Origin of the sequence: Mycobacterium sp., assembly GCF_036273375.1 — a bacterium.
Classification (GTDB): domain Bacteria; phylum Actinomycetota; class Actinomycetes; order Mycobacteriales; family Mycobacteriaceae; genus Mycobacterium.
On sequence record NZ_DASUHS010000146.1, the window covers coordinates 1 to 19,278 of the forward strand.

Annotated in this window: 18 protein-coding genes and 1 pseudogene; 8 read left to right on the top strand and 11 right to left on the bottom strand. The window is 66.7% G+C overall.

Features of this window, described 5'->3' with window-relative positions; all coding sequences use genetic code 11:
- Positions 1–965 (bottom strand): cytochrome P450 (locus VFW69_RS13810; protein ID WP_526502084.1); only part of this gene is annotated, 965 nt, incomplete at its 3' end.
- 37 nt (positions 966–1,002) lie between these two features.
- Positions 1,003–1,350 carry an MmpS family transport accessory protein gene (locus VFW69_RS13815; protein ID WP_526502085.1) on the bottom strand — a complete coding sequence of 116 codons (348 nt, stop codon included), beginning with the start codon at positions 1,348–1,350 and terminating at the stop codon, positions 1,003–1,005.
- 89 nt (positions 1,351–1,439) lie between these two features.
- On the opposite strand from VFW69_RS13815, the gene VFW69_RS13820 reads away from it, so the two are divergent.
- Positions 1,440–2,525 (top strand): NAD(P)H-dependent amine dehydrogenase family protein, encoded by a 1,086-nt coding sequence (locus VFW69_RS13820; protein WP_526502086.1) that lies wholly within the window; start codon positions 1,440–1,442, stop codon positions 2,523–2,525.
- Positions 2,526–2,633: 108 nt separating this feature from the next.
- On the top strand, positions 2,634–4,406 hold the full coding sequence (locus tag VFW69_RS13825; protein ID WP_526502087.1) for an Hsp70 family protein: 1,773 nt from the start codon (positions 2,634–2,636) through the stop codon (positions 4,404–4,406).
- A gap of 26 nt (positions 4,407–4,432) precedes the next feature.
- Here the strand turns inward: VFW69_RS13825 and VFW69_RS13830 are convergent, their stop codons facing one another.
- The 4 genes from VFW69_RS13830 to VFW69_RS13845 form a co-directional block, all read right to left on the bottom strand.
- Positions 4,433–4,939, bottom strand: coding sequence for a hypothetical protein (locus VFW69_RS13830; protein ID WP_526502088.1), 507 nt, complete (start codon positions 4,937–4,939; stop codon positions 4,433–4,435).
- A gap of 72 nt (positions 4,940–5,011) precedes the next feature.
- Positions 5,012–6,109, bottom strand: a complete 1,098-nt coding sequence (locus VFW69_RS13835; RefSeq protein WP_526502089.1) for a class I SAM-dependent methyltransferase — start codon at positions 6,107–6,109, stop codon at positions 5,012–5,014.
- 48 nt (positions 6,110–6,157) lie between these two features.
- Complete coding sequence (locus VFW69_RS13840; RefSeq protein WP_526502090.1) at positions 6,158–6,790, bottom strand: MBL fold metallo-hydrolase; 633 nt, start codon at positions 6,788–6,790, stop codon at positions 6,158–6,160.
- Positions 6,790–7,875, bottom strand: coding sequence for an S-(hydroxymethyl)mycothiol dehydrogenase (locus VFW69_RS13845; protein ID WP_526502091.1), 1,086 nt, complete (start codon positions 7,873–7,875; stop codon positions 6,790–6,792). The genes VFW69_RS13840 and VFW69_RS13845 overlap by 1 nt, the downstream gene beginning before the upstream one ends.
- Positions 7,876–7,979: 104 nt before the next feature.
- Between VFW69_RS13845 and VFW69_RS13850 the strand changes: the two genes are divergently transcribed.
- The 3 genes from VFW69_RS13850 to VFW69_RS13860 all read left to right on the top strand — a co-directional run bounded on the left by VFW69_RS13850 (position 7,980) and on the right by VFW69_RS13860 (position 10,520).
- Positions 7,980–9,038 carry a class I SAM-dependent methyltransferase gene (locus VFW69_RS13850; RefSeq protein WP_526502092.1) on the top strand — a complete coding sequence of 353 codons (1,059 nt, stop codon included), beginning with the start codon at positions 7,980–7,982 and terminating at the stop codon, positions 9,036–9,038.
- Positions 9,038–9,856 (top strand): serine hydrolase domain-containing protein, encoded by an 819-nt coding sequence (locus VFW69_RS13855; RefSeq protein WP_526502093.1) that lies wholly within the window; start codon positions 9,038–9,040, stop codon positions 9,854–9,856. Before VFW69_RS13850 ends, VFW69_RS13855 begins: the two co-directional genes overlap by 1 nt.
- A 151-nt stretch (positions 9,857–10,007) precedes the next feature.
- Complete coding sequence (locus tag VFW69_RS13860; RefSeq protein WP_526502094.1) at positions 10,008–10,520, top strand: DUF3145 family protein; 513 nt, start codon at positions 10,008–10,010, stop codon at positions 10,518–10,520.
- 90 nt (positions 10,521–10,610) lie between these two features.
- Here the strand turns inward: VFW69_RS13860 and VFW69_RS13865 are convergent, their stop codons facing one another.
- Both VFW69_RS13865 and VFW69_RS13870 read right to left on the bottom strand, forming a co-directional pair.
- Entirely contained in the window at positions 10,611–11,561 is a 951-nt protein-coding gene (locus tag VFW69_RS13865) for a diacylglycerol kinase (RefSeq protein WP_526502095.1), read from the bottom strand.
- On the bottom strand, positions 11,558–13,138 hold the full coding sequence (locus VFW69_RS13870; protein ID WP_526502101.1) for an FAD-binding oxidoreductase: 1,581 nt from the start codon (positions 13,136–13,138) through the stop codon (positions 11,558–11,560). The genes VFW69_RS13865 and VFW69_RS13870 overlap by 4 nt, the downstream gene beginning before the upstream one ends.
- 47 nt (positions 13,139–13,185) lie before the next feature.
- Here VFW69_RS13870 and VFW69_RS13875 point away from each other — a divergent pair, with 47 nt between their 5' ends.
- Positions 13,186–13,755, top strand: coding sequence for a TetR/AcrR family transcriptional regulator (locus VFW69_RS13875; protein WP_526502096.1), 570 nt, complete (start codon positions 13,186–13,188; stop codon positions 13,753–13,755).
- On the top strand, positions 13,752–15,293 hold the full coding sequence (locus VFW69_RS13880) for a glycerol-3-phosphate dehydrogenase/oxidase (RefSeq protein ID WP_526502097.1): 1,542 nt from the start codon (positions 13,752–13,754) through the stop codon (positions 15,291–15,293). The genes VFW69_RS13875 and VFW69_RS13880 overlap by 4 nt, the downstream gene beginning before the upstream one ends.
- Positions 15,294–15,322: 29 nt before the next feature.
- On the opposite strand, the gene VFW69_RS13885 is transcribed toward VFW69_RS13880, so the two are convergent.
- Entirely contained in the window at positions 15,323–15,805 is a 483-nt protein-coding gene (locus tag VFW69_RS13885) for a hypothetical protein (protein ID WP_526502098.1), read from the bottom strand.
- 230 nt (positions 15,806–16,035) lie between these two features.
- Between VFW69_RS13885 and VFW69_RS13890 the strand changes: the two genes are divergently transcribed.
- Positions 16,036–17,583 carry an FAD-dependent oxidoreductase gene (locus tag VFW69_RS13890; RefSeq protein ID WP_526502099.1) on the top strand — a complete coding sequence of 516 codons (1,548 nt, stop codon included), beginning with the start codon at positions 16,036–16,038 and terminating at the stop codon, positions 17,581–17,583.
- Between the two features lie 80 nt (positions 17,584–17,663).
- Here VFW69_RS13890 and VFW69_RS13895 read toward each other — a convergent pair whose 3' ends face one another.
- Both VFW69_RS13895 and VFW69_RS13900 read right to left on the bottom strand, forming a co-directional pair.
- Positions 17,664–19,085 carry an acyl-CoA carboxylase subunit beta gene (locus VFW69_RS13895; protein WP_526502100.1) on the bottom strand — a complete coding sequence of 474 codons (1,422 nt, stop codon included), beginning with the start codon at positions 19,083–19,085 and terminating at the stop codon, positions 17,664–17,666.
- A gap of 33 nt (positions 19,086–19,118) precedes the next feature.
- Positions 19,119–19,278 (bottom strand): annotated as a pseudogene (locus tag VFW69_RS13900) (beta-ketoacyl-ACP synthase); the annotation flags it as partial.

Consider the following 19,278-nt stretch of genomic DNA (forward strand, 5'->3'; position numbering starts at 1 on the left):
ATGTAGGTCACCGGCGATGCCCACCGGACGATCTCCTCGACGGCCGAGTGGGCCAGACCGTCGTAGTCGGCCCACCATTTCGTGCGCTCGTCGGGATAGCGGGTGAACGCGAGCACGCCGTGGCTGATCGCGTTGCGGGTGGTTTCGTTGCCGGCCACCACCAGCAGGATGAAGAACGACGCGATCTCCTGGGAGGTGAGGCGATCGCCGTCGACCTCGGCCTCCACCAGGCTGGTGGTCAGGTCGTCGTGGTGATTGGATCGCCGGTCCTCGGCCAGCGCGCTGGCGTAGGCGCCGATGTCTATCGAAACCTGAAGGAACTCATTGAAATCCGTGGCCAGATCCGGGTCGCCGAACCCCAAAATCACATTGGTCCAATGGAATATGCGCTGATGGTCCTCCTCTGGGATGCCCATCATGTCGCAGATGACCTGCAACGGCAGCGGACCGGCGAGCTCACCGACCAGCTCGGCCTCGCCGTCGGGATGATTGGCGACCAGCGACGCGACCAGCCGACGGGCGCGCTCGCGGACCGATGCCTCGATGCGCGCCACCACTTTCGGGGTGAACGCGCGGCTGACGATCGAGCGCAGCCGCTGGTGTCGCGGATCGTCCAGCACGATCATCGAGCCGAAGTATTCGCTGATCTCCGGGGTGTTGTCGTTGATCGTGATGTTGGGGCTGGAGCTGAAGATGTCGGGGTGACGGCTCGCGAAGTACACGTCGTCGTGTTTGGTCAGCGCCCAATGCCCGCCGCCGGGTTCGAACCCCTCGTACTCGACCGCGGGCCAGAACGAGATCGGCGCCTCGCGGCGCAGGGTGGCGAAAGCGCCCTCGCGGACGTCGTCGTCCAACTCCCAGAAGTCCAGCGAGTCGAGATGGATGTCGGCGAGCGGAATGTCGGGCGGTGGCGTCCCGTTCGCCCGCGGCGCCAGGCCTTTCTTTGGTCCCGTCTTGAGGCTCATCTAGACCTCCTTCGTGGTGAAAAAGGTGAGCGCTGGCTCAGTGCGTGCAGACCGTTCTGGCGGGCGCGCCCACGGTTGCCGTCGCAGCGCTCACCACGTTGCCGTCCAGCAAGATCTTGCAGGAGATGGGGCCCGGCCCCTGCGCGCTGATGCTGAACACTTCCCCGCCAAAGCTGGTGAACTCCGTCGACCAGGGCAGCGGCGCATTCACCTGATGGAGCTGGCCGTTGTCGGTTTGGTAGTAGATGAACTCGGCGACCGCGGGCCCGTTGATCTCGTAGCGGACCTTCGGCATCTGGGGAAGGGCGTGGGCCACGCCGCACGCATTCGCGAACCCGAAACCGACGGCCAACAGGACCGAAGGTCCGGCGAGGTGCTTCATCATGAATTGCATCGTGTCACCACGAGCGACGGTAGGGAAGCTTAATGTGAAGCCGAAGCGGGGGCTGGTGACCGGAAAGGTGGCGTCAAAGCATGGCGGAACACGGCTCAAAGCGGGTGGTGGTGTACGGAACCGGCTTCGTCGGCAAGATGGTGATCGCCGAGATCGTCAAGCATCCGCTGTTCGAGTTGGTCGGTGTCGGCGTCAGCAACCCAGACAAGGTCGGCCGCGACGTCGGCGAAATCTGCGGAATGCCCGAGAAGGTGGGCGTGGTCGCGACCGACGACATCGACGCTTTGATCGCACTGAAGCCGGACGCGTTGGTGCATTATGGCCCGACCGCGATGCACGCCAAAGAGAACATCAAGCTGATCACCCAATTCCTGCGGGCCGGCATCGACGTGTGCTCGACCGCGATGACACCGTGGGTCTGGCCGACCATGAGCCTCAACCCGCCGAACTGGATCCAGCCGATCACGGAGGCCTGCGAGCTGGGAGAGTCGTCCTGCTTCACCACCGGCATCGATCCCGGATTCGCCAACGACCTGTTCCCGATGACACTGATGGGGCTGTGCTCAGAGGTGCGCCGGGTCCGGGCTTCCGAGTTGCTGGACTACACCAACTACGAGGGTGACTACGAATTCGAGATGGGCATCGGCCGCGAGCCCGAATTCAAGCCGATGCTGGAAGACCGCGACATGCTGATCTTCGCGTGGGGCGCCACCGTCCCGATGATCGCGCACGCCGCCGGCATCATGCTCGACGAAATCACCACCACCTGGGACAAGTGGTTGACCCCGACGGAGCGCAACTCCGCCAGGGGCGTCATCAAACCAGGGCACGTGGCCGCGGTCCGGTTCACCATCAACGGCGTCTATCAAAATGAGACCCGCATCCAGCTCGAACACGTCAACCGGATCGGGCTGGACGCCGCCCCGGACTGGCCGACGGGCCATGACAACGACGTCTACCGCGTTGACATCGAGGGCACCCCGAGCATCTTCCAGGAGACCGCGTTCCGGTTCACCGACGGCTCGGGCCGGGACGCGGCCGCGGCCGGATGCCTGGCGACCGGCCTGCGGGCACTCAATGCCGTTCCCGCGGTCAACGACCTGCGGCCGGGCTGGGTCACCCCGCTCGACCTTCCGCTGATCGCGGGCGAAGGCAGCATCCGCTGACCGGCGCACAGCGGGCGCATAGCTGCCGCTGACACGGAATACAGGATTTGGCGGCACAATAACGGCTAGCCGGATGCGGGTTGGTGCTGCGGATACGGGGATCGGGATATGGCCAATGGAGTCGGGACCACGCTGGGCTTATCGATCGGTACCACCAACCTGGCGGCCGTCACCTCCGACAACGCCATCACCCGCAAGCCCGTTCTGACGCTCTATCCGGATCGGCCCGCCGAGATCGGCATCCCCGCGGAGAACCCCAGACTGCAAGGGCCCGGCGTGGTGATCACCGGCTTCGTCAACCGGCTCGGCGACCCGCGTGGCGTCGTGGCGGTCGACGGCTCGGTGCACCGCAGCGAGGTATTGATCGCCGACGGATTGCGGGCGCTCGCATACGCCGCCACTGGCGGACGCGCCGTGCCCGACGACGTCGCGGTGACCTATCCGGCCCACTGGGAGTCACCCGCGGTGGAGGCCCTCGGTGCTGCCCTGGGTGAGATTCCCGAATGGTCACAACGCACGCGCCCCATCCTGTTGATCCCCGACGCCGCCGCGACGCTCCTCGCCGTGCGGACCAACCCGGGCATACCGCCGCGCGGCACCGTGGCGCTCTGCGATTTCGGCGGGGGCGGCACCAACATCACATTGATGCAGGCCGACGGCGATTACCGCGCGTTGGCTCCGACCGTTCGGCACCGCGATTTCTCCGGCGACCTGATCGACCAGGCGCTGCTGGGCGTCGCCATCGCCAACATGCCGACCACCGGTGCTTTCCCGTCCGGCACCGCGGCGATCGGCTCGCTGAGCCGACTGCGCAGCGCATGCCGGATCGCCAAGGAACAGCTGTCCTCGAGCACGGTGACCACACTGACAGACGGGCTGACCGGTACGCGCGGCGAAGTGCGGCTCACCCGGCACGAACTTGACGACGCGATCCGCCCTTCGCTGGCCGGCCTGATCGTGGCGTTGGAGGAAGCCTTGGCGCGCAACGGGATCCGTGATCTGGTCGCGGTGGTCTCGACGGGCGGCGGGGCGAACCTGCCGACCGTCACCACCGCGCTGTCGCGGCATTTTCGCGTTCCCGTGGCCACGACGCCACGACCGCAACTCGCGGCCGCGGTCGGCGCCGCGATGCGGGTGGCGCACGGTCCCGGCGATGCGGGCGCGACGCTCTCCGCACCCGCCGCGCCCGCCACGGCGACGGCTCGGGCGTCGGTGCGGCCGGATTCGCGCCCGGGAGCGACCGCGACCGCCGAGGCGCCACCGGCGGAGGCGACACATGGCGAGTTGGTGCGGGCGTGGTCGGCCACCGGACACACCTCACGGGTCAGCGCCACCGGCGCGACGGGGTACCCGCGACCTGACGCCGGCTCTTTAACCGGGGCGGCCGAGCCCGCGCCCGAAACCCCCAGGCGCAAGCGGCTGTTTTCTCGCCGGCACCTGCTGCCGGCAACCGCAGTCATCATCACCGTCGCGGCAGTTCTGCTGGTAGGAACCGCCGTGGCGATCGGACTGAACTCGCAGAACAAAACGGCGACCACACCCACGCCGGCCCTGAGCACGACGCCCGCGGCCCCGCCGCCGGCTCCCAACAGCGCAACTGCCCAGCCCGCCCCGCCGCCACCGGACGTCCCGGTGCCGTCGACCTCCGACACCACCCCGCCCGCCGAGACCGAGACGCCGATGACCACTACACCCCGGGCAACTCCTCAGGCGGCCCCGCCGGCCGCGCCCGCGGGGCCGCGCAGGGTGGCGGCCCCACCGATCCCACCCATTCCGGGCGTCAACGAACCCATTCCCGGGCTCGACCGGGTCAACCAGATCATTCAGGAGATCGAGGGCAACTTGGGCGTGAGCGCATTGGGTCCGATACCCGCTCGCTGACCGTAGATCGGGAATCCGGGTTCAGCTCAACTCTTTTCGCCCTTGTTCTCCTCCTCGGCGGCTTCTCTCAGCTTCTCGTTGAGGGCCTTGTCCTTTTCGATCTGCTCCTGCAGCGCCTCTTCGTCGCGCTGGCCATCGCCCTGCTCCTGGGCATCCGAATCCTGGGCATCAGAGTCCTTGGCCTCCGCGCCTTGGGTGTCCGAACCCTGACTATCCTGGGCATTAGAGCCCTGGTCATCCGAACCCTCGGGTTCTTCGTGCTTGGGATTGCCGTCTTCGTCCAGCCAATCGTTGACCGCGGTGCCGGACACGCTTCCGCCGGTGCCGGGCAGCACGATCGTGGGCTTTTCCTTGTAGGCCTCCATCATCTTGGCGGCCTCTTTTTTGTCATCCTCGTCCGGCTCGGGCTTCTCGGTTACCCGTTGCTCATCGTCTTGATCAGTGTGGTCTTGCGCTTGCTCATCGTCTTGATCAGCTTGGTCTTGCCGCTGATCATCTTCTTGATCAGCGGATTTATCGTCCTGCACGCTCATGCGTCTACCCCCTTGCGGTCGCAGGTTCGACGATTGCAAGGGATTACCCGCTGCATGGTTGTGCCGAAACTCTCATCGACGCGATGGCTCGCGCTTGACCAGCACGACCAAGGCCTGCGGAATCCGCATCGGCTCGGGTGCGCGTGACAGGCGCTCTGCGAGCCCGCCCTCCAGTTGCTCGACGAATTGCGCCGCTCGCTCGTCGTGGATCCCACCGTCGAGTGCGCCCACCAGAGAGGGGAACAGCGCGAAGCGAGCGAACGCCGCCCACTGCGCGCCGAAAGCCTCTGCGTCGTGGTCAACTTGGTAACGAGCCCAGAATCGATCCTCGGCGTTGAACATCTCCAGGTGCTCGATCATCAGGCCCTCGAACCGGCCCTTGGGTGCGAACGGGGCACGAAAATCCTTCTCGGCACGGGCGAACGTGGGAATCGTCATGCGCCGCACCTCATCTGACTGCAGGAGACCGTCGCGTACCTGATCGCCCAGCGCCGCGACGACGGCGTCGAGCAACGGGGCGAAGCCCGCCGTGCCGTCCTCGTCGGCGGCCAACGTCAACGCCACCAGCCGGCCGTCGGGAGCCAACTCGCGGCCGCGGAAGGCGACGAAGTTATGCCAGTCCAGCGCGGCTTGGTCGGCATAGGCCGATTGCGCGGCGTCGTCCCTGCTGCGCGAGACGTCCACATGATCGTGAACCTCGCATGGAGTCCGGCTCAGCCATTGGGTTGCCCACGACGTCCAGCCCAGGTTGACCGTCTTGGACGGCACGATCTGGTCATAAAACGAGCGGCCGACCGCGGAGGTGAACGTCGCGGTGTCGAAGTGCAGGTAGCTTTCCGGGTCGTCGGACACGGTCTCGAACAGCGCGGCGAAGTCGTTGCGCGGTACATCGGTGTGCGCCACCAGGATTGCGTGATCGTGGCGGGTGCGACGACGCAACACCGCGATGGCCGCCGACAGCGGCTTCAGCGAATTGTGACCGTTGGCGGCCCCGTAGTCGGCGATGACGATCGGCTGTGGAGCCTTGGGCAGCGTCACCTGTTCGGCGGCCCGCTCGAACGCGGCGATCGCCTGTGCCAAACCGGCGGCCCGCAGCCGCGACGCCTCGGTGTAGGCAGGCTCGGGCCGCACCACAATGCTCGATTCGGGCATTTGGGGTTCAGGCCGCATGGGTCAACGATAGAGGCCGAGCGGGTGGTCAGTTCGGCGTGGACGAACTCAGTGTCCGCGTGCCACCCATTCCTCGTAGTGCACGATCTCGTCGCCGATCGTGGTGCTGTCGCCGTGGCCGGTATGCACGACGGTCTCGCCGGGCAACGTGCCGAGCCGACCGGAAATCGACTGCAGGATGGTGGGGAAGTCCGAATACGAGCGCCCCGTCGCGCCCGGGCCGCCGGAGAACAGGGTGTCCCCGCTGAACACCACGCCTGTCGGGCCCAGCTCCGGGGCGTACCAGCACACCGACCCGGGGGAGTGACCCGGCGTGTGCAACGCCAGCAGCTCGGTGCCTGCGACGTCGAGCGTGTCGCCGTCGGTGATCGTGCGGAAGTCCTTGTCCGGGTGAGTCATTCGCCACAGCACGTCGTCACCGGGATGCAGCAGCACCGGCGCGTCCAGGGCCGCGCCCAGTTCGGGAGCCACGGTGACGTGGTCGTTGTGGCCGTGGGTGCAGACCACCGCGACCACATTGCGCTTACCAACCGCCCGCAGAATCGGCTCGGCGGAATGCGCGGCGTCGAACACCACCACGTCGGAGTCGTCGCCGACGATCCAGATGTTGTTGTCGACTTCCCAACTGCCGCCGTCGAGTTCGAAGGTGCCGTGGGTGACCAGTCGTTCGATGCCCGCCATCAGAGCACCACAACCGACCGCAGCACCTTGCCGCCATGCATCCTGTGGAACGCCTCTTCCACGTCGCCGAGCCCGATGCGCTCGGAGACGAACTGCTCCAGCGGAAGCCGGCCCTGCAGATACAGGTCTATCAATGTGGGGAAGTCGCGTTCGGGCAGGCAATCGCCGTACCACGAGGACTTCAACGAGCCGCCGTGGCTGAAGAAGTCCACCAGGGGCATGTCGAGGCGCATGTCGGGGGTCGGAACACCAACCAGCACAACGGTTCCGGCGAGGTCGCGGGCGTAAAAGGCCTGCTTCCAGGTTTCGGGCCGGCCCACCGCGTCGATCACCACGTTGGCGCCGAACCCGTCGGTGAGGTCCTGAATAGTCTTGACCGGGTCGAGTTGGCGGGCGTTGACGGTGTGCGTGGCGCCGAACTTGCGGGCCCAGTCCAGTTTGGTGTCGTCGGTGTCGACGGCGATGATGCGCCGGGCGCCCACCAGCGCCGCACCGGCGATGGCGGCGTCGCCCACGCCGCCGCATCCGATTACCGCGACGGTGTCGTCCCGGGTGACCGCGCCGGTGTTGATCGCCGCACCCAGCCCGGCCATTAACCCGCAGCCCAACAGCCCCGCGACCGCAGGGTCGGCCTCGGGATTGACCTTGGTGCACTGGCCGGCGGCCACCAGCGTCTTGTCGGCGAACGCCCCGATGCCCAGGGCGGGCGTGAGCTCGGTGCCGTCGGTCAGCGTCATTTTCTGCGTGGCATTGAAGGTGTCGAAGCACAGGTGCGGTCTGCCGCGCTTGCAGGCCCGGCACTGCCCGCACACCGCGCGCCAGTTCAAAACGACGAAGTCTCCCGGCGCGACGGCGGTCACGTCCGGGCCGACGGCCTCGACCCGGCCGGCCGCCTCGTGGCCGAGCAGGAAGGGATACTCGTCGTTGATCCCGCCCTCGCGGTAGGTCAGGTCGGTGTGGCACACCCCGCAGGCGATGATGTCGACCCGAGCCTCCCCCGGCCCGGGGTCCGGGACAACGATGTCCACCAATTCGACGGGGTCGCCCTTCTTGCGTGAAATCACTCCGCGCACTGTCTGACTCATGGGCTCCAACCTAGGCGTTCGACGCCATACATCTCCCGGCGGGTTGTCCACCCATCCGCCGTTGACAACCGGTTGGCCGAGTACCGGGTGTAGCGTCCCTGGACGTGACGGCTTTGGAGACCACCGAAGAATTCACCGAACGGATCACTGACGCAATCGACGGCGCAAGCCTGACGCTGTTGCTCAGCATCGGGCATCAGACCGGCCTGCTGGACACGATGGCCGGGCTGGCACCCGCCACCAGTGAGCAGATCGCCTCGGCCGCCGGGCTCAACGAACGCTACGTCCGAGAGTGGCTGGCCGGCATGACCACCGGACGCGTCGTCGAGTACGACTCCGACACGGCCAGTTACTCGTTGCCCGCGGAGCGCGCCAAGGTGCTGACGCGCGCGGCCGGACCGGACAACCTGGCCCTGGTGACCCTGCTCGTTCCGGTGCTCGCCGAGGTCGAACAAAAAATCATCGGGTGCTTCCGCGCCGGCGGCGGGCTGCCGTACAGCGAGTTTCCCCGCTTTCACGCGTTGATGGCCGAGCAGAGCGGCGTGGTGTACGACACCGCGTTGGTCGACGTGGTGCTGCCGTTGGTGGACGGCCTCGTGGAGCGCCTGAGGTCCGGAGTCGAGGTGGCGGATTTCGGTTGCGGCAGCGGACACGCCATCAACGTGATGGCACACGCGTTTGCGGCCAGCAGCTTCACCGGCATCGACTTTTCCGAACAGGCCATCGCGACCGGGATCCGGGAAGCCGCCGAGCTGGGCCTGACCAATGCTGCCTTCGAGAGCCACAATCTGGCTGATTTGGACAAGGCGGACGCCTACGACGTCATCACCGTCTTCGACGCCATCCACGATCAGGCGCAGCCGGCGCGGGTCCTGGAGAACATCTATCGGGCGCTGCGGCCCGGCGGCGTGCTGCTGATGGCCGACATCAAGGCGTCGAGCCGGCTCGAGGAGAACGTCGGCGTTCCGATGAGCACCTACCTGTACACGACGTCGCTGATGCACTGCATGACGGTGTCGCTGGCGTTGGACGGCGCCGGACTGGGCACCGCCTGGGGCACGCAGCTGGCCGTCTCGATGTTGGGCGATGCCGGGTTCGGCGACGTGAGTGTGGCCGAGATCGAGTCGGACCCGATCAACAACTACTACATCGCCAGGAAGTGATGGCGGCCCTAGAGGCCATAGCTGACTGGCCGGTCGGGGCTGCCGCCGCCGCGGTCGTTGGTGCTGGCGGCGTGCTGGCCAGCCACGGCGACACCGGACGGGTGTTCGAGCTGGCCTCGGTGACCAAGCCGCTGGCAGCCCGTGCCGTGCAGGTCGCTATCGAGGAAGGTGCGGTCGACCTCGACATGGCGGCCGGCCCGCCCGGCGCGACCATCCGCCACCTGCTGGCCCACACCGCGGGCCTATCGATGCACTCCGACCAGGTGCTGGCCGCGCCCGGTGCCCGCCGAATCTACTCCAACCAGGGCTTTACCGTGTTGGGCCAGACCGTGGAGCAAGCGACCGGCATTGAGTTCTCGCGCTACCTGAGCGAGGCGGTGTGTGAACCGCTGGGCATGGCGGCGACCCAGTTGGACGGCGGCGCGGTGGCCGCCGGATTCGGAGCGAGGTCGACGGTGGCGGACCTGGCGGCGTTCGCCGGGGACTTGTTGCGTCCGGCGACGATCTCGGCGGGCCTGCACGCCGAGGCGACGACCGTGCAGTTTCCTGGTCTGGACGGCGTTCTGCCCGGTTACGGGGTGCAGCGGCCCAACGATTGGGGGCTGGGTTTTGAGCTTCGGGACACGAAATCGCCGCACTGGACGGGCGCGCATAATTCCGCGCGAACGTACGGCCATTTTGGCCAAGCAGGTGGTTTCATCTGGGCAGATCCCGAAAAAGACCTAGCGCTGGTGGTCCTCACGGACCGGGAATTCGGGGAGTGGGCGCTGGGGCCGTGGCCGGCGATTTCTGACGCCGTGATAGCCGATTACAGCTAGTGGGAAATGCACACTAGCGCAACACGGGTATCACAAGGCACAATAGACACGCACGACACACAAAAAACCGAAGATTTCAGCAAGCTGCCCTGTTTGTCGGGTCCGCAGGTCGTTGGGGAAGACGTCCCTGGTGGAACCGAAGGAGCAGGAAATGCGAGCGTCGAATCAATTCGCCGACGTGACGACCGGCGTGGTGTACGTGCACGCTTCGCCCGCGGCGGTTTGCCCGCATGTGGAGTGGGCGTTGTCGTCGTCCCTGGGTGCCAAGGCGAATCTGACCTGGACGCCCCAGCCGGCGATGCCCGGACAGCTGCGCGCGGTCACCAACTGGGTTGGGCCGGTGGGCACCGGCGCCAAACTGGCCAACGCGTTGCGGTCCTGGTCCGTGCTGCGGTTCGAGGTCACCGAGGACCCCAGCCCCGGAGTCGACGGCCACCGGTTCAGCCACACCCCGCAACTCGGCCTGTGGAGCGGAGCGATGAGCGCCAACGGCGACATCATGGTCGGGGAGATGCGGCTGCGGTCGATGATGGCCCAGGGCGCCGACACCCTGGCCGCGGAATTGGACTCGGTGCTGGGCACCGCCTGGGATGAGGCGCTCGAGGCCTATCGCGACGGCGGCGAGGTCGGCGAGGTGACCTGGCTCAGCCAGGGTGTCGGTTAGTCGATCGGCGGCTCGCCCGTGCCGTCTGTCTGGAAGCAATGAGCGACTCTCGAAACAGCTAGCGCATCCGGTAGCGCTTTCGAACATCCGTTAATGGTTCATGGAGACCGGGACCTGCCGCTTGGCCGGCCGCAGAATCTGCAGCGCACCCGGCACCGCCGAGATCTCGGCCGGCAGCGCGCAGGCGAAGTCGCCGTCGGCATAGACGTTGATGCCGGGACACTCGACGTGAATTGTTTTGGCCCGCGCCGTGCTCACCTCATCGAGGTTGATGTGGGTGCCCTTCATCACGGTGGGGAACAGTCGGACCAGCTTGGTGCGGGATGCCTCGTGCACCATGGTGATGTCGAGCAGACCGTCGGTGTAGTCGGCGTCGGGGCAGATCTGCATCCCGCCTCCGTAGCTGCGGGTGTTGCCGAAGGCGGCAAGCGTGATATCCGCGTCGAACTCTTGGGTGCCGTCGAGCACCATGCGGAACGGCAGGAGCCGCAGCTGCGACAGCTCGGCGAGCATCGCGACGTAATAGCGCAGCCGGCCGTGCGGCCAGGTCATCCGGTTGGCGCGATCGGTGACCAGCGAATCGAAGCCGGTGGCCGCCACCGTGCCGAACCATTTCTCAACCCCGTTGCCGTCCCGAATCAGGCCCAGGTCAATGGATTCCGTGCAGCCGTCGACGACGATGTCCGCGGCGGCCTCGGCGTCCTTGGTGGGAATGCCGAATTCGCGGGCGTGGTCGTTGCCAGTGCCGGCCGGAATCACGCCAAGCGGAATGTCGGTGCCGGCCATCACCTGCAGGGCGTTGGAGACGACGCCGTCGCCTCCGGTCACCATGACCGCGTCGGTGCCCTTCTCCAGGGCCGCGCCGACCAGGTGGCGCGCGTCTTGTGCGTCGTCGCCGATGATTTCGACGACCTCAACGCCCCGGCGGTGCAGTCGGGCGATCGCGAGCTGGGCGGCGTGGACCGCGGCGCCGTGGCCCGACACCGGGTTGGTCAGCGCGATCACCTTGCCGATTTCTCGGCGGCGCGGCTCGGCTGTCACGGAATCAGCTTGCCGGGATTGAGAATTCCGGCCGGATCCAATGTCTCCTTGACGGCGCGTAACACCCGCACTCCCAGCTCGCCTATCTCGTCGCGCATCCACGGCCGGTGGTCGGCACCGACCGCGTGGTGGTGGGTGATGGTCCCGCCGGTGGCCATGATGGCATCCGACGCGGCCTTTTTGGCGGCTTTCCATTGCTCGATGGGGTTGCCCCGCTGCCCGGCGACGACGGTGAAATACAACGAGGCGCCGGTGGGGTAGACGTGGGAGATGTGACACATCACCAAAGCGGGCGTGCCTGTTGCGGCAAGGGCTTCGGTAAGTGCTTGGGTGACAGCGGTTTTCAGCGCAGGAACGCCCGACCAGTCGGTGGCAGTTTCCAGCGTTTCGCATAGCGCGCCCGCCGCGAGCAGCGAATCGCGCAGGTACGGCGCGCCGAATCGGCCGCGCTCCCAGGCCTGCGCCGGACCGTCGCCCAGCGGGGTTCCACCATGGGCCGCCAGCAGTGCGCTGGTTTCGGCGTGCCGGCTTTCGACATGCTCCTTGGTGCCTTCGAACATGGTGATGGCCAGGCATCCGCCGGTGGTCTGAGATTCGCCGATCGACTCGGTGGTGGCCAGGTTGACTCCGGTCTCGGCCTCGTCGGAGAGCCGAATGACGGTGGGGCCGGTCGCATTTTGGGTGACGGCGCGCAGGGCCGCCGCCCCGGTCTCGAAATCGGGAAACGACCACGCCTCGTAGCGGACGGCTTCCGGCGTGCGGTGCACGCGCAGCCGCACCTGGGTGATGACGCCCAGGGTGCCCTCCGAGCCGATCAACAGCTGGCGCAGGTCGGGGCCCGCGGCGGATTCCGGTGCGCGACCCAAGTCCATGGTGCCCACCGGGCTGACCACCCGCAGCCCGCGCACCATGTCGTTGAACCGGCCGTAGCCCGCCGAGTCCTGACCGGAGGAGCGTGTCGCGGCGAAGCCGCCGATGGTGGCGTACTCAAAGCTCTGCGGGAAATGGCCGAGCGAAAAGCCTTGTGCGCCAAGGAGGCGTTCGGCGTCCGGGCCGGTGACCCCCGCCCCGAAAACGGCCTGGCCGGACACGTCGTCCAGTGAGATCAGTTGGTCGAACCGGCGTAGATCGAGCGAGACGACGGCGGAGAACTCCCCGCGGATGGGATCGAGCCCACCGACCACGCTGGTGCCCCCACCGAAGGGTACGACGGCGATGCGATGTTGCGAGCAGTAGCGCAGGATCGCGGCAACGGCGTCGTCATCGCCAGGCAACAACACGGCGTCGGGCGCATCCTGCGTGCCGCGCTCCGCGCGGTTGAGCAGGTCGATGGTGGATTTGCCGCCCGCATGCAGCAACCGATCGGGGTCCGCGGCGCGGCAGTATTCGGCGCCGACGATGGCGGCCAGGGCCTCCTGATCTTGCTGCGACAACGCCGACGGGCGCAATTGCACCTGGGTCGGTCGCAGTTCGGCCGTGCGGGACCCCTCGACCCCCACGGCCTGCTGAAGCAATGACCGGATCCCCTCCGGCAGCGGCTTGGCCGCGGCGGGATCTCCCCACGCGTTCCATTTCATCGGTGGCAAAAGCCGCTGAGGGTCCGTCATGCGTTACAGTATTACATATGTTGTCAATCCGTAACACGGAACTGGATACCGGCGAGCGGATCCTCGCGGCGGCGGCCAGCTGCGTGGTGGATTTCGGGGTGGACCGGGTGACCCTGGCCGAGATAGCCCGACGCGCGGGTGTCAGCAGGCCGACGGTGTACCGGCGGTGGCCGGACACGCAGTCGATCGTGGCGGCGCTTTTGACCCAGCACATCACCGAAGTGATGCGCGACGCGCCATTGCTTGGGGATGATCGCGAATCGGTTGTGCGACAGGTCGTTACGGTGACCGATCTGTTACGGGCAGATCGATTGGTGATGTCGGTGCTGCACTCGGATCTCGCGTCGACGTACATCACCGAACGCCTGGGGACGAGCCAGCGCATGTTGATCGACGCGCTTGCCGCCCGGCTGGGGGTGGCTCAGCGACACGGCAGCGTCCGGCTCGGCGACCCGGTCCAGATGGCGACCATGGTGCTGCTGATCGCGCAGTCGACCATCCAGTCGGCCGGGATCGTCGAGTCGATGCTCGACGCCGACGCGCTGGCCACCGAACTTGCCTACTCGCTGAACGGATATCTGTCGTGATACCTGATCCGACCGCTCTGAACGCCGCGCGCCGCGCGGCCGACCTGACCGCACTCGCCGACGGTGAGCCCTTGGACGTGGTGGTGATCGGCGGCGGCATCACCGGTGCAGGGATCGCGTTGGATGCCGCGGCGCGCGGGCTGCGGGTGGCGCTGGTGGAGAAACACGATCTGGCATTCGGCACCAGCCGGTGGAGTTCCAAGCTCGTCCACGGCGGGCTGCGCTACCTGGCGACCGGCAACGTGGGCATTGCCCGGCGCAGCGCCATCGAGCGCGGAATCTTGATGACGCGCAACGCCCCTCACCTGGTTCATGCGATGCCCCAATTGGTGCCGCTGCTGCCGTCGATGAGTTCGGGCAACCGGGCGCTGGTGCGCGGCGGGTTCCTGGCCGGTGACGCGTTGCGGTTCCTCGCCGGCACCCCGGCGTCGACCTTGCCCCGCTCGCGCCGGATTTCGGCGCAGCGCGTCGTGGAGATGGCGCCCACCGTGCGACGCGACGGCCTGGACGGCGGCTTCCTGGCTTACGACGGTCAACTGATCGACGACGCCCGACTGGTCACCGCGGTCGCCCGCACCGCGGCGCAGCATGGCGCCCGAATCCTTACCCATGTGTCGGCATCACAGGCCAGCGGCACCTCGGTGCGACTGACCGACATGCGCGGAGGGGAATCGTTCGACGTGTCGGCGGGCGCGGTCATCAACGCGGCCGGGGTGTGGGCGGCCGACATCGACGGCTCGCTGCGGTTACGGCCCAGCCGCGGCACCCACCTGGTATTCGATGCCCAAGCCTTCGGCAATCCGACTGCGGCGCTGACCATTCCGATTCCCGGTGAGCTCAACCGCTTCATCTTCGCCATGCCCGAACAGCTGGGCCGCGTTTATCTGGGTCTGACCGACGAGTCGGCCCCCGGCCCGATCCCCGATGTGCCCGAACCGTCGGTCGAGGAGATCACGTTCCTGCTCGACACGGTGAACACCGGATTGGGGACCGGGCTCACCGCCACGGACGTGATCGGCGCTTACGCCGGGCTGCGGCCGCTGATCGACACCGGCGAAGGCCGCACCGCCGACGTTTCCCGTGAACACGCCGTCGTCGAATCGGCGTCCGGGGTGATCAGCGTGATCGGCGGCAAGCTGACCGAATACCGCTACATGGCACAGGATGTGCTGGATCGCGCGATTCGGGTGCGGCGGCTACGCGGCGCGAAGTGCCGGACCCGCAATCTGCCGCTGATCGGAGCGCCGGCCAACCCCGGGGTGATCGCGGCGCAGGCCACTGCGCTGCCGGCGTCACTGGTGCGGCGCTACGGGGCCGAGGCGCCCAAGGTGATTGCCTCCGCCACCTGCGGACGCCCCGCCGAACCGGTCGTCGAGGGAATCGACGTCAGCAGAGCGGAATTCGAATACGCGATAACTCATGAGGGGGCGCTGGATGTCTCCGACATCGTCGATCGGCGGACCCGGATCGGGCTGGTGGCGCCCGATCGGGAGCGTGTTGTTCCAGTGGCAACCGAGTTCTTGGCGCGCGTCGGCTAGCCGCCGCCCCGCACCGTGAGCATCCGGATTTAGTCCGACGACTTATCGGAGTCCTCCCTGTCGTCGGAGTCTTTCGAGTCCTTGGAGTCCTTGGAGTCCTTGGAGTCTTCGGACGAGTCTTCGGAGTCCTTGTCGTCGTCGGAGTCCTTGTCGTCGGAGTCCTTGTCGTCGGAGTCGCCGCTGTCCGGGGAGTCGTCGGAGTCTTTGTCTTTGGAGTCTTTGTCTTTGGAGTCCTTGTCGTCGCTGTCCTTCGAGTCCTCAGAGTCCTCGCTGTCCTTGGACTCTTCGCTGTCCTTGGAGTCGTCGCTGTCCTTGGAGTCCTCGGCCGTGTCCGAATCCGCGGCCTCTTCGAGCTTGCCTGCGAACTTTGTCAGCAGGCCAGCTAAGTCACGGGCCTCTTCAGGTGATAGCGAATCATCGAATAACCGTTTGTCACTCTCAGAGATGCGCTCAAGGTAAACCGCGTTCTTCTGGATGCCGACGTCCCACCGGCCCCCCTCTTCACGAACCATCCGATGCCCCTTCCGGTTAGGACCTGAATCCAACTGACGCCGCGCTAGGCGTTGTTTACCCACTCCTGCTTCCAGCGCAACGGCCTTTAGCTGGAATTTCTGGTGAGCCATCGAAGATCTTGGCCGCCTAGCAGTTGACACCCGGCTAACCACCCATATTATGACAGTCAATATATAATGATTGTCTCTACCACAATTATGGATGGCTCTGGCGCATGGAGGTGATTGCGATGGCGACGCGTGTCCCAGTTTTGATCGTCGGAGCCGGTGTCGGCGGCCTCGCCATGTCGGCGCTGCTGACCCAGCACGGGGTGGGCTCGCTCCTGGTCGAGAAGCGACTGGAATTCTTCCTCTACCCAAAGGCCCGCAACCTGAGTTTCCGCAGCTCGGAAATCCTTCGCGGCCTGGGTGTTCGAGACGAGGTGCGGGCGGTCGCCGAGCACGTTTCGGCGCTGGTCGTCAGGCGCACGCTCAACAGCGCCGCGCAAGAACCGGCGCTCGACGTCGAAGCGATCTTCGCCGGCCTGGACAAGGTCAGCCCCGAACCGGCGGCGCAGTATTGCCCGCAGAGTCGGCTCGAGCCGATCCTGCGCGACGCCACGCGACGCGGCGGCAACGACGTGCGCTATGGCACGGAGCTGTCCTCGATCGAAATGGATGAAACCGGCGTCACCGCGGTGGTGCGCGACGCGGAGTCGGGGGAGTCGGAGACCGTCCGCGCCGACTATCTCGTCGGCGCCGACGGCGTGCACAGCCCCATCCGCGAATGGTTGGGCATCACCACATCCGGGTACGGCGCGCTGCCGATCTATGTCGTCTTCATCTACTTTCGGGCGCCATGGCGACGATTCATCCCGGAGTTGCACGACGGTGACGGCGTGCAGGTCAAAAACGACCACGTGGATGGCATATTCCTGGTCGCCGAGGGCGATCTCGGCATGTTCATCACCACCTACTTTCCCGGCGCAGGCGAGACGGCCGAACAGTTCACACCTCAGCGCTGCCGCGAGGTGCTCACCAAGGCGATCGGCGAGCGGATAGACATCGACATCATCGAGGTCGCGGCGTGGCAACCATACGAGCGGGTGGCCGACCAATTCGATTGCGGGCGAGCGTTTCTCGTCGGCGATTCGGCGCACACCATGCCGCCTTTCAAAGCCGGAGGAGCCAACACCGCCATCCAAAGCGCGCACAACCTGGCCTGGAAACTCGCCGCCGTTCTACACGGCACCGCCGCACCCGAGCTGTTGGCGACCTACCAGGCCGAGCGTCATCCGGTGGGCCGATTCGCCGCGCGCCAGTCGCTCACCGGGCCGTCGGTGGCGCTGCTGCGGGCGGGTGGCGATGCGCCGCAACTGCAGGCCGACGAGGAGTGCTCGATGTTCGCGCTGCTCATCGGATACCGGTACCGCTCGGCCGCGGTCGTGACACGCGATGCGGACGGTGGCGGTCTGGTGGACGAATTGCGCGCCCAACCCGGCACTCGGCTGCCGCACGTCTGGGTGCGCGAGGGAGTCTCGACACTCGATCTACTGGGACCCCGATTCATCGTGCTGTCCGGGGACGAGCGATGGTGTGCGGCCGCGACTTCGGCGTCGCTGTCCGCGCGCCGCTTCTACAGCGACGAGTGGGCGGCGGTTACCGGGCTGCCGCCGGAGGGTGCGCTGCTGATCCGACCGGACGATTTCGTCGGGTGGCGCGCCGATGAACTCCCCACCGATCCCGAAGGGGAACTGCGGCAAGCGCTTTCGGCGATCCTGGGCCGCGACGCGGGATGACTACAAGCTTCTCGAATCCGATAGCGTCCGCGCTATCGGATTCGAGAGTCACCTTGTGGTGACTAGACAAAGCCGGCGACCTACAGCGGGATGTTCTTGTGGCGGCCGCGGCGCGCGGGCGCCTGGGCCAGCGCCTCGGTGAGCTTGCTGCGGGTGTGCGACGGGTCGATCTTCTCGTCGACCACGCCGATCTCGATGGCGCTATCCACGCCGCCCGCGATCCGCTCGTGCTCGGCGGCCAGCTGGTCGTGCAGCGCTTCGCGCTCGTGGTCCGCCGCGGCGGCCAGCTTCTTCTTGTGCAGAATGCCGACGGCGGCCTTGGCGCCCATCACCGCGACCTCGGCGTCCGGCCATGCGTACACCTTGGTCGCGTTGAGCGACCGGGAGTTCATCGCAATGTAGGCCCCGCCGTAAGTCTTTCGGGTGACCAGTGTGACACGCGGAACCGTGCACTCGCCGAACGCATGCAGCAGCTTGGCGCCGCGGCGCACCACGCCGCCCCACTCCTGGTCGACACCGGGCAGATAGCCGGGCACGTCGACGATCACCACCAGCGGAATGCCGAAGGCGTCGCACAGTCGCACGAAACGTGCTGCTTTCTCGGCACTTTCGGAGTTCAGGCAACCGCCCAGGCGCAGCGGGTTGTTGGCCAGCACGCCGACCGTACGGCCGGACAGCCGGCCCAGACCGATCACCATCGACGGCGCCCAGTTGGCCTGGAATTCGTCGAATGGCGTTTCGTCGTCGAGGATCGCGGTGACGATCGGGCGCACGTCGTAGGCCCGCCGCGCCGACTCGGGCAGCAGCGCGTGGATGTCGGTGTCACCGGCCTCGGCCTTATCCCGGTCGAAATGCCCTTGCTGGCAGAACAAACCGACCAACCGGCGACCCCGCTCGTAGGCGTCGAGTTCGTCGTCGGCGACGATGTGGCACACGCCGGACTTCTTGTGGTGGGTCTCCGGACCACCGAGCGAGGCCATGTCGACGTCCTCGCCGGTGACGCTGCGCACCACGTCGGGCCCGGTGACGAACACCCGACTCTCCGGTGCCATCACGACGACGTCGGTCAGGGCCGGCCCATAGGCGGCGCCGCCGGCGGCGAAGCCGACGACCACCGAGATCTGCGGGATGTAGCCGGACGCCCGGATCATGGCCTCGAAGACCAAGCCCACCGCGTGAAGTGCCTTGACTCCCTCGGCCAGCCGGGCACCACCTGAGTGCCAGATACCCACGATCGGGCTCTGCTCCTGGATGGCGCTGTCGTAGGCGTTGACGATGTGCGTGCAGCCCTCGATGCCCATCGCCCCGCCCATGACCGTGCCGTCGGTGCAGAACGCGATGGTGCGCACGCCGTTCACGGTCCCTGCGGCGGCTAGCACGCCGGAACGATCGCGCTCATGCAGCAGCTCGACGGTGTCATCGTCGAAGAAATTGCTCAAGCGCAACAGCGGGTCGCGAGGGTCGAGCGACTCGCCAACCGTCTCGGGGGCCGTGATAGTCATCGCAGGTCTCCTGATATTCGGTGTTGCTCGGGTTCAGTACCGCCCGAAGGCGATGGCCACGTTGTGTCCGCCGAACCCGAACGAGTTGTTGATCGCGTACTGGTAATTGCCCGGCCGCGGCTTGCCCGCCACCACGTCCAAGTCGATCTCGGGGTCGAGGTTTTCCAGGTTCAGCGTCGGCGGAACCACCTGG